General features: G+C 38.4%; 9 protein-coding genes and 1 riboswitch. Of the genes, 4 read left to right on the top strand and 5 right to left on the bottom strand.

What is annotated here, in order from left to right:
• Positions 1-356 precede the first annotated feature (356 nt).
• Positions 357-995 carry an SH3 domain-containing protein gene (locus ACFINI_RS07560; RefSeq protein ID WP_375647323.1) on the top strand — a complete coding sequence of 213 codons (639 nt, stop codon included), beginning with the start codon at positions 357-359 and terminating at the stop codon, positions 993-995.
• 284 nt (positions 996-1279) lie between these two features.
• Here the strand turns inward: ACFINI_RS07560 and ACFINI_RS07555 are convergent, their stop codons facing one another.
• From ACFINI_RS07555 to ACFINI_RS07540, 4 genes are all read right to left on the bottom strand, one after another.
• Positions 1280-2311 (bottom strand): aspartate-semialdehyde dehydrogenase, encoded by a 1032-nt coding sequence (locus ACFINI_RS07555; protein ID WP_375613639.1) that lies wholly within the window; start codon positions 2309-2311, stop codon positions 1280-1282.
• A gap of 1261 nt (positions 2312-3572) precedes the next feature.
• Positions 3573-3953, bottom strand: coding sequence for a helix-turn-helix domain-containing protein (locus tag ACFINI_RS07550; RefSeq protein ID WP_375647318.1), 381 nt, complete (start codon positions 3951-3953; stop codon positions 3573-3575).
• 923 nt (positions 3954-4876) lie between these two features.
• Positions 4877-5083, bottom strand: a complete 207-nt coding sequence (locus ACFINI_RS07545) for a Trm112 family protein (RefSeq protein ID WP_273791466.1) — start codon at positions 5081-5083, stop codon at positions 4877-4879.
• A gap of 13 nt (positions 5084-5096) precedes the next feature.
• Positions 5097-5759, bottom strand: a complete 663-nt coding sequence (locus ACFINI_RS07540; protein ID WP_375621604.1) for an LON peptidase substrate-binding domain-containing protein — start codon at positions 5757-5759, stop codon at positions 5097-5099.
• A 448-nt stretch (positions 5760-6207) separates the two neighbouring features.
• Positions 6208-6305: riboswitch (glycine riboswitch) on the top strand.
• Positions 6306-6441: 136 nt separating this feature from the next.
• Between ACFINI_RS07540 and gcvT the strand changes: the two genes are divergently transcribed.
• The 3 genes from gcvT to gcvP are packed head-to-tail and all read left to right on the top strand — an operon-like array spanning position 6442 to position 10730.
• Positions 6442-7554: a glycine cleavage system aminomethyltransferase GcvT gene (gene gcvT, locus ACFINI_RS07535; protein ID WP_375621605.1), complete on the top strand. Its 1113-nt coding sequence runs from the start codon at positions 6442-6444 to the stop codon at positions 7552-7554.
• Between the two features lie 6 nt (positions 7555-7560).
• Positions 7561-7929, top strand: a complete 369-nt coding sequence (gene gcvH, locus ACFINI_RS07530) for a glycine cleavage system protein GcvH (protein ID WP_375612294.1) — start codon at positions 7561-7563, stop codon at positions 7927-7929.
• 5 nt (positions 7930-7934) lie between these two features.
• On the top strand, positions 7935-10730 hold the full coding sequence (gene gcvP / locus ACFINI_RS07525) for an aminomethyl-transferring glycine dehydrogenase (protein ID WP_375647344.1): 2796 nt from the start codon (positions 7935-7937) through the stop codon (positions 10728-10730).
• Positions 10731-12274: 1544 nt separating this feature from the next.
• Here gcvP and alr read toward each other — a convergent pair.
• The gene (alr, locus tag ACFINI_RS07520) at positions 12275-13390 is read right to left on the bottom strand and encodes an alanine racemase (protein WP_375612295.1); all 1116 of its coding nucleotides are present in this window, start codon (positions 13388-13390) and stop codon (positions 12275-12277) included.
• Between the last annotated feature and the right edge of the window lie 444 nt (positions 13391-13834).

Below are 13834 nucleotides of genomic sequence, written 5' to 3'. Positions count from 1 at the left end.
GTTTTGGGGGCTGATCATCATTCATTCTCAGAAAATCTTTGAAATTTAGGCAATCAATTCTTTTATTGCAATCATTTGTTGAAGGAACCAATGCCCCTTTAAAAACTTCTGTAAGGGACAATTGGTTGAAGAACCGGACAATCAGATGATGCTTTAGCCGTAAATTCATGAAGAACATACTGCGCAATCAAGATCAAAAGGCCGTGTTCGTGTAGGCGATAAAGAGAAATTTTGTTGCAATGTTGTGGTTTTTTGGGGGGGGGAATAAAGGTTGCTGATCATTGGATTTAAACGCGGCAAATTTTTGCAAAGGCGAATTTTTGCCCTTCATACGTTTTAAGAGAGGAAGAAAAATAATGTTAAGAAAGAAATTTTTATCAACAATGATGACTTTATGGACTTTAGGAGCGTCAGGGGTGGCTGTGACTGCTTTTCACGCACAAGCTGGAACCATTACAGGAACAGTTGCTCGTGTTGCATCAGGTCAGGTATCTTTACGCACAGGCCCTGCGACAGCTTATAAAGTTATCGCAATGGTTCCAATGGGAGCAAAAGTGCAAATTTATGGCTGCCTATCCAATAAAACTTGGTGTTCTCTTGGTTATCATGGAAAAGTTGGTTGGGCATCTGCACGTTACGTCAATGTTAACAATGTTCCTACCATTGCTTTTAAAAAGATGCCAGCAAAATCAAAATCCATGGTAAAATCGCCAAAAGAAAAAGTAAAACAGGCTGTTTCCGACTTTAAAGCTCTTCCGGCGATTCAAAAAACACGGAAAAATATGCAAAAACTATACAGAACAGATATGATTATCGATTCTACAGGTGTTAAAAAAAGGGATGAACGAACAATTTTAAATCCGTCGCAAAAAGCACAAGGCGTTTCTGTAAAGCACGTGAGTGCTTATAATCCCTCCTTTCCTGATAATGTCAATTACAAAAATTTTGAACGTAATGAAACGCGTTACCGTGTCGTGACCTATCCTGCTCGATAAGGGTAAAGTTAATTTCACAACCGGAATGACAAAAAGGATCAGCAGCATGAAGCAAACAATGCTTATGCTGCTGATCCTATTGTACCGTAAAATTTCATTAAGGCGGCAATGCTTAACTTAAGGTGGCGAGGCATTCAAGGATATTCAAAGTAAAATTTGATAATACCTTGGATTACAGTTCTTTAGGATGGTGATATGAACCTTCAGCTGGGGAAGGTTATACTGAAGAGAAGCCGGACTTTTGACAGACCGGCTAGGGGTTCTTTGTCCTTTCGGACAGGGCGTTAATTTGCGGACTTAGGCTTTATCAAATTACGAGAAATGAGCAATTCAGCAATTTGAACGGCATTCAATGCCGCTCCTTTTCTTAAATTATCGGCGACAACCCAGAAAGCTAAACCATTTTCAACGGTGATATCTTCACGAACACGGCTAATAAAGGTATCATCTTCTCCGGTACCTTCATAAGGTGTGGTATAACCACCATCTTCGTGTTTATCGATAAGCTGACAGCCTGGTGCATCGCGGAGGAGCGCTTGTGCTTCAGATGCGCTTAGTGGTTTTTCAAATTCAACATGGACGGCTTCGGCATGACCGATAAAGACAGGGACCCGAACAGCAGTGGCTGTTAATTTAATTTTCGGATCGAGAATTTTCTTTGTCTCAACCGTCATTTTCCATTCTTCTTTTGTATAACCATCTTCCATGAAAACATCGATATGAGGAATGACATTAAAGGCAATGCGTTTAGTGAATTTTTTTGATGTAATTGGGTCTGCAACAAAAACTGCACGTGATTGTTCGAAAAGTTCGTCCATTCCTTCTTTACCAGCTCCAGAAACAGACTGATATGTAGAGACAACAACACGTTTAATGATTGCAGCATCATGGAGAGGTTTTAAAGCTAAGACCAGTTGAATTGTTGAACAATTAGGATTTGCTATAATATTACGCTTAGAAAAGGCATTTATAGCTTCGCCATTGACTTCAGGGACTATCAACGGAACATTGGCATCATAGCGCCACGTGGAGGAATTATCGATGACGACACAGCCGGCAGCAGCAATTTTAGGGGCGTATTCTTTGGAAATGCTCCCTCCCGCAGACATAAGACAAAAATCTGTGTCAGAAAAATCGTAAGTATCCAGTGCTTTTACTTTTAAAGTTTTATCTCCATAAGAAACTTCTTGTCCTAATGAGCGTCGTGATGCTAGAGGGACAATTTCATGTGCAGGAAAACCACGTTCTTCTAAAATTGTAAGCATTTCACGACCAACATTTCCGGTTGCGCCGACAATTGCAACTTTATAACTCATTTTCTATATACTCCTCATGTCTCTCCACGTTTATTCCCCGTGCTATACTCAGGAGAGAGTGAGTTGGTCAAGGAACATCATTAAATTATATTTTTGATTTTCAACAACTCAATTTTGTGCACACCAATCATCATCATTAGCACAATAAATTGTTTTATTTCAAATAATACGTCTCTTTTAATCTTTCAGAATTGAAAAAATTGAATATTTTACGCTAAGCTATTATCTCTTTAGAAAACACTTTAATTAAGTGAATTCCTTATCTTCTGTCAATGTGTACCTTCTCACTTTGTGAATTTTTTAAGGATGGTATTACGTATCGCGTTCGTGGAATCTTTTAATACTTTATCTGTTAATTGTTGAATTATTTAATTTTCTCCCTATACCTTTAAAAGCGAAGCCTCCTATTACAGTCTGTAAACAGCTAGATTCTAGTGGCTTCCCATTTTTTACTTAAACTAAAGGCTCAACAAGCAGGCTTAAAAATATTTAAAAAGATATTGGGTATCTAAAAAACATTTGAATGTTTTAAGGAGGTATGCGTGCTTCATGCCCTCATACCTTAAATGATAGAATTTATGGCACAACAGGATAAACTTAAGTATCCATATATAGATAAATTCTTATGAAAGTTATAAATATAGTTTTTTGTGTCTATTTTTAATTTATATTTCTTATTTTTACTTTAATCCTGTTATGCTATAAAATATCATTATTTGGAGTATAGTGGTATAAGATCTTTGATTTTTCTCAATATATTTAAGTATTTTTTTAGTGTGTGGAAATATTTTTAGGCTTGTTTGGCAAGCCTTTTTTTAAGTAACTCATATGGGTGGAAAGTCGTTGAACACCTCCATATTTATGTTTAATAAAAGAGCAAGTTAGCACCTCATACATTTTTTTAGCACCCAATGTCGTTACAGCTCTTGGTTTGTGAGACGATTCAATAAGAGGTATGCATTTTTGTACGTTTTTACTCACACGCCAACTTTGCTTGTAATGTGCCAACAGTGATTTTGATTGATTCAATATAGAACACGTTTGAAATGAAAGAATTTTACGATATTCGGAACACTTATTCAATATCAATGACGTTAGATTATCATTATAAATCAATGCACTATTTCTAAGTTAAACTCGTTAGAATTCGGATTATTTACAAATCAGATTAGATTAAGCATTTTCATTCTCATGCAGTGTGGGGAGACAGTCACAATTCTTGTCAATATTATTAAGGACTTTGATTATCTTTGCAATGAACTTATGAAAATAAGGAGTTATTTTTTTCATCAGAAATCAACTGCAAAATTGCTCTTTGTTTTTTGCGGGTCAGTATTCTGAAATTTTTTAAAAGTAAATATTCTGCTTTGCTTGCTATTCTGTCATCACAATGATAGAGGTTCTCTTCTTTTTTTGCGCTATCAGCATAAAAGAAGGAAACGGGAACATCTAATATATGAGCAATTTCCTGTAAACGTCTTGCACTTACGCGATTTAAGCCTTTTTCATACTTTTGGATTTGTTGGAATGTTACGCCTAAATGACTTCCTAATTGTTTTTGAGAAAACCCCATGACGTTTCTTCTGAAGCGAATTTTTTTGCCTAAAGAAATATCGTAAAAATGTAGATTTTTGGCTTTCACTTGATGTCCCCACCGGTTGCGAGCGCCCTCGCATTAGTATTCCGGGGTCTGGAAGTGCTGAAACCGAGTCAGCCCCTTGCTTTTAGTGCTGAAAGCACTTGGACATAACAAGAGCCCCCGGAAATTCCGGGATATCCGCAAAAGCGGGCTAATCTTTATGCTCGGTTTCGGGCTTCCAGGCCCTATTGATCGTCGCGTATACGACCAAAAACACAAGCCTTCTTCATAAGGCAATTACTTTCAATCGTCAATTGAAATTACAACAGTGTTTCTTGTTTGTTTTTTCAAGTTTTCATGTAATTAATGCGTATATTATACATAAAAAATATTGCTTGAGATACTTTAGATACTTTTAAAAATTGTAAAGCGAAATTAAAGGGTGATGGTAAGGTAATGGGGTGATTTTCTCCTTTACGATTTTATGTTTTTTTCCCCCAAATTAGGTTGCTTCTCCGTTTCAAAGATTACGCAAACAGATAAATATTCTTGTCCCGATATGGTATACATAAGATGATATAACTTGTCGTTTTTATTCATCTTAAATCGAGGTATCTCAAATATGTTGTTCGTAAATAGTATAAATTAAAGTCCATGAAATATAACAATCTTTATGTTTAATATAATAAATTTCATTTACCTGAGTTGGTTCAAAATGTTATTATAATTCTTGCTTTTAAGAAGTTCATAAGAGCCATTTTTATTCAGATGCTTGTGTGGTGCAAGCGAATGGTTTTGATTGCTTCAGTATGAACAGGCTGGAATGAGAGAATCTGATGATATTTTTGGCTTTTGTTACAAGGTGTAAAGCGATATAAATATCTTTATTGTAAAGTTCTTTTTTCAGAAATCGTAAATATTGAGATATCATATTGATAGAGACTTGATAACAGTGGGCTTGTAGAGGGAAATTGCATGAGGATTTTTTATTTTTTATGCGTTATTTCTTCATTGTTTTGCAAAGGGCGCGCTTCTGAGGCAAGCATAATGGGAACGCCATCACGAATAGGGTAGGCAAGTTTGGCTTTGAGAGAAATGAGCTCTTGTGTTTTTCGGTTGAAAGAGAGAGTACCTTTCGTCATTGGGCAGACGAGCAATTCGAGCATTTTTGGATCTGTGGTCATTTTTTTCATGTTTGGACATTCATTAGTTTAAGCGGTAATCTGTTCCTGTTTGTTTCATGAGCGAGCGTTCTGTTAATGCAAGAAGAGTTTGGGCACGGCTTTCAATATCTGGAGCTTCAAGGAGAGCTTGTTTTTCTGCTGGTGTAAAGGGGATAAGAGCTGAAAAAGCATTAACCAATATAGGTGTAGGGGCTTCTATGATGCTGCTCCAATTATATTCCATTTCATGTATGGTTAGATATTTTTCTACAACGTCGAGTAAGTTCTCTCGGTTAATGCTTTCTTCAATATCAAATTCTTGCAAGTCTTTTATGTTTGATTGGATGAGAGCTGTTCGATAGGATTTTGTGTTTTTCAATTCTTGTTCTAAAGTGAAGCGGCAAATACCTTGTAAGATAATGAACAGTTGTCCGTTTCCTGTTTCACTGTAGTTTGTAATGCGCCCTATACAGCCTGTTTTATAAAGTTGTGTAGAGAAGCGATCTGTATCCGATGAAAGTGGTTGAATAATGCCCAATAGACGATCAGTTACCATAACATTTTCAATCATTTCAAGTGATTCTGGTTCAAAAATATTGAGTGATAAAAAACCACCGGGTAGTAAGAGTGCACCTTCTAAAGGAAAAAGAGCAATTTGTTTTGGAAGATCATTTTCGCAATTGTAAGAGATATTACCAGCTTTCATGAGTATTTTGTCACCTTTGTTCGGTAGTTTTAGTCTGTAAATAGTCGCTATTTATGACACTATTGAGAAAGCAGAAAACCTACTTCTTGTGCATTAAAATCATACTTATAAAATATTTGAAGTCCTTATTCTCAAAAAGAATATGAAACCCTATCTTTAAGGTTGAACTGCGCGCGAAAGAATATTGCTTTGCGATCTTTTTAGTGTGTGACGTTTTGCATGATTTTCAAGAGGTATTTTTGTTTATAGCTTTTGATTTTTGTCTTAAATTTCCTAAAATGTGTTCCTTGCAATTTTTGTAAGGTTCAAAAAAGGATAATATTATAAATCTTTTGAAGCAGCTTATGCAAGTTTAAAAATGAGAACATTTTCATCACTTTACTAATGACAGTGTGATGAAGATAGGCTATAGGTTTAAATATGCTGGAAAGAGCGTTATCGTTTCTTTCATTCTTTTGCGGGAGAGTGCAGATTGCAAATTTTCGCATTGCCGCCGAAGGGGAAATAGCCCATAATCTCTCAGGCTTTAAGGACCGTAAAAGGAAGAAGGCAGATCTGGAAAGTCGGGAGAACCCGCGCCGAAGGTGTAAGCGAAAAATCTTTTCGCGAGTCTCTCAGGTTGATGACAGAGGGGGCAGAGACGACCATATTCTATGGGCGTTAGCGCAGCTTTGGAGTTATTATGGGCACAGCACAAGAAACATCTTTTTTAAAAACACTTCCTTTATATGATTTGCATGAAAAAGCAGGAGCAAAATTTGGTGCTTTTGCGGGTTGGAACATGCCTTTAACTTATCCTCTTGGCGTTTTAAAAGAGCATCTTCATACGCGTGCACATGCAGGACTTTTTGATATTTCTCATATGAAATTGATTGCGGTTGAAGGGGCACAAGCTGTGGAATTTTTGTCCTATGCTTTTCCCATTGATGCAGCAGCTTTAAAGATTGGGCATTCACGGTATAATTATTTGCTTAATGAGCAGGCTGGTATTCTTGATGATCTTATCATTACCCGTTTGGAAGAGGGTCGTTTTATGTTGGTCGCCAATGCTGGGAATGCACAGGCTGATTTTGTAGAATTGGAAAAGCGTGCGGTTGATTTTGAATGTCAAGTGATTGCACTTGAAAGGGTATTGCTTGCGCTTCAAGGTCCTGAAGCGGCAGCTGTTCTTGCTGATGCCGATTTACCAGGGAATGAATTGTTCTTTATGCAAGGATTCGAACCACAACAGGATTGGTTTATAACGCGTTCTGGTTATACGGGAGAGGATGGTTTTGAAATTGCTTTGCCTATAGGGCATGCGCATATGTTGGCTGAAAAATTGCTGAGTGATTCTCGTGTTGAGTGGATTGGACTTGCCGCACGCGATAGCTTGCGGTTGGAAGCGGGGCTGTGTTTGCATGGAAATGATATTACCCCTGATACGACACCTATTGATGCGGCTCTAATATGGGCTGTTCCTAAAAGTGTTCGAGAAAAAGCACAATTTTATGGTGCGAAGGCTTTTCTTGAAGCACTGCAAAAAGGACCGGCTCGTTGTCGTGTTGGATTAAAACCGCAAACGCGTCAACCTATTCGTGCCGGTGCGGTGCTTCTTGATGATCAAGGTAATGAGATTGGCATTGTAACATCAGGTGGTTTTGGTCCTTCTTTTGATGGTCCTGTCGCGATGGGTTACGTTCCTGTTGATTTTAAAGTTGAAGGGACACAAGTCTTTACAGAACTGCGAGGCAAAAAGATTGTATTATCAGTTCATTCTCTTCCCTTTGTTGAACAACGTTATTTTAAAGGATGATTTTTTATGTCTAAAACTTATTTTACACATGACCATGAATGGCTTAGCGTTGAAGGGCAGGTGGTGACTGTTGGGGTTACGCATTATGCGCAAGAGCAATTAGGGGATTTGGTTTTTGTTGATTTACCACAAAGTGGAACAAAACTTTCCAAAGGAGAGGCGGCGGCTGTTGTGGAATCAGTGAAGGCGGCTTCAGATGTTTATGCTCCTCTTGATGGTGAAGTGGTCGAAATAAATGAAGCCTTGGCTGATAATCCTGAACTGGTAAACCAGAAACCCGAAACAGAAGGCTGGTTATGGAAAATGACATTGCAGGATGAGACACAACTGGAGGGGTTGTTAGATAAAGATGCTTATAAGGCTTTGATTGGATGAGTACCATGATCGAGCGTTCTTTTTCTTCTCGACATATTGGGCTGCGTCCTGATGAAACACAAAAAATGCTTGATGTTTTAGAGCTTGATTGTGTTGAGACACTTATTTCTCAAGCTGTTCCACACTCTATCCATTTGGGACGTTCACTGAATCTTCCAGAGGCTGCTAGTGAAGGACAAGCCTTGGAAGAACTCTCCAAGATGATGGAGCGTAACCATGTGCACAAAAGTTTTATTGGGCAAGGATATCATGGAACTTATGTGCCTCCGGTTATTTTACGAAATCTGTTTGAAAATCCTGCTTGGTATACTGCTTATACGCCTTATCAAGCAGAAATTAGCCAAGGTCGTTTAGAGCTTTTATTTTATTTTCAGACATTGGTTAGTGAACTAACAGGTTTGCCTGTTTCTGCTGCTTCCCTTCTTGATGAAGCAACTGCTTTAGCTGAAGCCAATGCCCTTGCTGTTCGCTTTTTCCGTGAGAAAAAAACAAAAATTTCTCTTCAGAGTCTTTTACATCCTCAGACTTTGAGTGTTGCGCAAACGCGTGCTGAAACACAAGGGATTCAGATTAGCCAAAATGGCGAAATTGATCCTGATACAGCGGCAATTGTTTTGTCTTGGCCAGATACAAAAGGCTCTTTTCATGATTACAGTGAGATCATAAAAGAGGCAAAGGAAAAGGGAGCTTTCGTTATCGTTGTAGCTGATCCTTTAGCGCTTACTCTTCAGGAGCCACCTGCTCAATGGGGGGCAGATATCGTTGTTGGCACTATGCAGCGTTATGGCGTTCCGATGGGATTTGGTGGTCCACATGCTGGTTACCTTGCCGTGAGTGATGCGTTAACGCGTCTTATTCCAGGGCGTATTGTTGGTCAATCCGTGGATACCAAAGGACGCGTTGGTTTTCGTTTAGCTTTGCAAACACGTGAACAACATATTCGGCGCGATAAAGCGACGTCAAATATTTGTACAGCGCAGGCTTTGTTGGCTAATATGGCAACCGCTTATGCTGTTTGGCATGGGCCAAAAGGCTTACAAGAAATTGCGCAGCGAATTCATCATTTAACATGTCGTTTTGTTGCTGGTTTAGAAGCCGCAGGGGTTCATGTTGAAGGGAAAAGCTTTTTTGATTGTGTGAGTATTTCTGTTAAGGGAAAAGCACGAGAAATTGCGCATCAAGCCAAAATAGGTGGGCGCCTTATTCGTGTTCTCGATGATGACACTATTGCAATCAATTTTGATGAATTATCAACAGAAGAAGATGCTGGTGCTTTAGCGCAGCTTTTGGGGGCACAACTCGTTGATAAGGTTTCTCCACGACTCTTTGGAAAAAAACGGGATGCTGCTTTTCTTTCTCAGCCTTTTTTTCATGCGGTTCATTCAGAGACAGATATGATGCGCTTTTTGCGTCGTTTAGCGGATAAGGATTTGGCGCTGGATCGCGCTATGATCCCTCTTGGTTCTTGTACAATGAAGCTTAATGCAGCTGCTGAATTGATGCCTGTAAGTTGGGCTAGCATGGCCAATATACATCCCTTTGTTTCACTAGAGGATGCAGCGGGTTATTTGGAGATGATCAACCAGTTAAATGCGTGGTTGTGTGAAATTACAGGATTTGCGCAAGTTTCTTTTCAGCCAAATTCTGGTGCTCAAGGTGAATATGCTGGGCTTTTGGCTATCCGACGATATTACCAATCACGGGGAAAACATCAACGTACAGTTTGTCTTATTCCTGCATCTGCGCATGGTACAAATCCAGCCTCGGCCCATATGGCAGGGATGGAAGTCGTTGTGGTAAAATGTTTAAGCGATGGTGATGTTGATGTAGACGATCTCAAGATGAAAGCGCAATTGCATAAAGATAAATTGGCCGCTCTCATGATTACTTATCCTTCAACCCATGGTGTTTACGAGGAAAGCATTAAGGAAATTTGTTCTATTATTCATGAAAATGGCGGACAAGTTTATTTTGATGGTGCTAATCTCAATGCCCTTGTGGGGCTTGCTCGTCCTGCGGATATTGGCGCTGATGTTTGTCATATGAATCTTCATAAAACATTTGCTATTCCTCATGGTGGTGGTGGTCCTGGTATGGGACCAATTGGAGTTGCTGCGCATCTCAAACCATTCGTACCAGGTCATGAACAAGATGGGACAACGCATGCGGTTTCGGCTGCTCCTTATGGAAGTGCGTCTATTCTTGCAATTACATGGATGTATATTCGAATGATGGGGGCTGATGGCTTAAAATATGCAACACAAATAGCCATTTTAAATGCCAATTATATTGCTGCACGTCTTTCAGCCGCTTATTCCATTCTTTATCGGGGCAAGCATGGACGTGTTGCGCACGAATGTATTGTGGATACACGCGTGTTGAAAGAGCAGTATGGGGTGAGTGTTGATGATATTGCAAAACGTCTCATTGATTATGGATTTCATGCGCCCACGATGTCGTTTCCGGTTCCGGGAACTTTGATGATTGAGCCAACGGAATCAGAACCAAAAGCAGAGATTGATCGTTTTTGTGATGCTTTACTCTCTATTGCTGAAGAAGCGAAAAAAGTTGGGAATGGGGTTTGGCCAAAAGACAATAATCCATTGGTGAATGCCCCTCATACAGTGGCAGATACTTTAGATGATGCTTGGGCACGACCCTATTCGCGACAAGAAGCTGCTTTTCCCAACAGTTCTCTTGATCCAGCCAATAAATATTGGCCTCCTGTATCGCGTATTGATAATGTTGCGGGAGACAGAATGCTCATTTGTTCGTGTCCGCCATTGGGAAATACCTATTAAATAACAAATATGTATTTAATTTGTTTATTTGCATAAACAAAAAAGCCCACACATTTTGTGTGGGTTTGTACTTGTTGATCATGTTACTATGGAATTATTTGTCTATTTTCTAGAATTTTGCATTGTTTTTTATAACATGAGCAAAATCGAAAAAGTCGACAAAAAGCTGTATTTTGTCGGCAATAGGCATGCTCTCCTTTGCTTTCTACCGTATGACATGGTTTTAGTGACTAGGCGGCATTGGTCTAGCCAGCTAATTCATGTAAACGAGAGTGAAAACCTATGAGGATAGGATCCCGTCTGTTGCATGTGTTGTGACATACTACTTCTCACTAAGGTGACGACGACCGGTTGTAGAAAGAATAAAATCAATTTTAGTGTTTTTGATGATAAAGACACGCGAAACTCTGTTGTTGCATCTTTTCGAGTCAAGAATTGTCTAAATATTTCTCTTTAATCTGCTTTTTGTAAATATGACGCAAAAATATGTAAAAACACCTGTTAGAATGAGAAAACGCAAAGTCAAATGTATTATGGGTGTTTTTTACAAGGTGTCTTATAAAAAGCCAGCACATCTTTCCACTTCATTGCAGGTCAGTTTGTAACTTTACGGCACTGTTTTCCTAAGAGCCCGTGTGCTTTAGCTGTTGCCTGTAAATCAACATCCAAACTTAATGCAGCCACATGTTTTGAGTCAGAGATTGAGAAAAAAAGAGCTTTATGAGTCGTTCCAGCTTTTGTCTGTCAGATGAGGGCGAGGGGATTGCGTATTTCTGTTGACGTAACCTTTGAAACTGGAAGACAATCCCATTTTGGGAAAATGTAAAGCCGTAAAGGTAAAACTCAATCCTCAGTTTGACATCTCCTTTTAATTCAGCTTTATGGCTTTCAAAAGCATTTAAAGCAATGTTTTTTTAATAATGGGGATTACACATTGCTCCATATTTTTATTTATTGTGTTTTTTAGTGGGGGCACGACCCTCATGTGAAACAGAACGCTCCAAAAAGAATATTCTTGTGTTGTTAATTCACGTGTTTGTTTTAAAGAGACATTTCGCTCCCAATCCCATTTCGCGACGGCGCTTGTGAATGGTACAACGATAAATCTATTGAGAGCTCCCCAATCTTTATGCTCTATGAAGAAGGAAGTTGGCACTATCATACACTTTGCCAGTTCGTGGGTGCTGCTTACAGCCTTTGGTATTTGAGGCGGTTCATTAGAAGCATTATTCTTTTCTTAAATCATTTTTATCTACACATAGTCTAGGTTGTGGTATGCAAGCGAATGATTTTAATTGGGAAATTAATTTTAAAAACTTTGTAGTAGATTCTTTTTTGTTAATTTATGGGGAAAGGCTAAGTTTTTGTATTTTAGATGAAAGCTACTTCCATAAAACAGTCCATCAACTTGTCTGTTTTGAGATTTCTGTGAATGTACGGTATCTATGACCATTCTATGTGGTTGATTGTTGTAAAATCTTTTGTAAAAGCCCCTCAATTTTCTAAAATGATGATTTTTATCAATTTATTTTTCTAAAGAGTTTTTATGTGTAAATGTATTTATAGCGGGAGCCAAGAGATGTTAGAATTTCATTGGGAAGGGTATCGGCATCTATAGATACTTTTTCAAGTGTTTGATGGGGACCAATGAGTTCTACCCAGTCACCAGTTTGAGGTTTTTGTTCAAGATCGGTCGTATCTACAATAATGGAATCCATAGAAACCCGCCCAACCATGGGAAGTTTGTGCCCGTTGAAATAAACAGTTCCTTTATTCGAAAGAGTACGGAGCCAGCCGTCTGCGTAGCCTATAGAAATGGTTGCAAGAGTGCTTGGTCTGTTGGTTATAAAGCTTTCTGCATAACCAACAGGTGCTCCTATATCAACAACGCGGCTTTGAATGACTTGGGCTTCAAGTTTTAAAACAGGTTTCAAAGGTGACGGGTGTTTTCCCCGCGGATCAACTCCGTAAAGTGCAATGCCTGGACGAACAAGATCAAAATAAAAATCTGATCCTAGAAAGATACCTCCAGAATTGGCAAAGGAAACTTTGCAAGCAGGCAATTGCGCAAGGATCGTTTTGAAAGAAGTCAATTGGGCATAATTTGATGGGTGGGTATCATCTTCTCCGTTAGAAAGATGACTAAGAATGTATTTTATTTCTGCTTTTTCGAAAATTGTAGGGTGTTTGATGAGTTTTTGTAATTCTTTTTGATCCAGTCCTAATCGGTTCATATGGGTATCGATTTGAACAATTGCTGGAAATTTTTTATCTTTTTTTTGACAAATTTTTTGCCAATTTTCAATGGCATTCCAAGAGTTTAGAACAGGAACAATACCAGATTGTGCGACAAACTCTTCTGCTAAGTGTGGAAGTCCATTCAGAATGGCAATTGTGACATTTGATGGTAAAATGCTTTTTAATTGGAGTGCTTCTCTGATTTGGGCAACAAAAAAAGTGCGACAACCAGCTTGGTAAAGGGCAGGAGCAATTTTGTGAGCTCCTAATCCATAGGCATTTGCTTTTACAACTGCTGAACATTGTGTTGGAGCTACACGTTTGGCTAAAGTAATATAATTGGCAACAATGGCACTGACATCGATGGTTGCTACAGCTGTATAGAGTGATGTATTTATTTCATCATTAACGGATTTGTTCATTTTAAAAGCTTATCTGTGTTCGTGAAATACGCAGTTTTCTTTGGTTATTTTATAGAGGTTGCTTATGAGAGATGAAAGATACTGTTTGCTATGGTCAAAATCATTAAGAAGCCTATGCTGCCATTAAAGTCGTTTTTTATGTAAAATGGTACTCTGGATATAAGAGATACTTTAGTTTTATTTGTGTTGTTATCAACATGGTATCTTCTAATGATTTGTAAAACATAGACTTTTTTACTTATTTTCCCTCGTTTAGGCATATAAAAAAATAAACATAGTTTATTGTATTGTATCATTTTGAAGAGTGCAATGTTAGACTATTATTGCTGGTGTGATTGTTGTGATTAAATATTGCATTGGCTTCTTATTTAGAGAAGGTAAAATGATTAAATTAACCACGTTAAGTCAATGTATTACAAGTTTTTTACCATGAGGGGGAAGATC

Source organism: Bartonella sp. AA56HLJMS (assembly GCF_042197145.1).
GTDB lineage: Bacteria > Pseudomonadota > Alphaproteobacteria > Rhizobiales > Rhizobiaceae > Bartonella.
The sequence above is the reverse complement of the archived record's forward strand: the minus strand, read 5'-3'. Positions and strand labels throughout refer to the sequence as shown.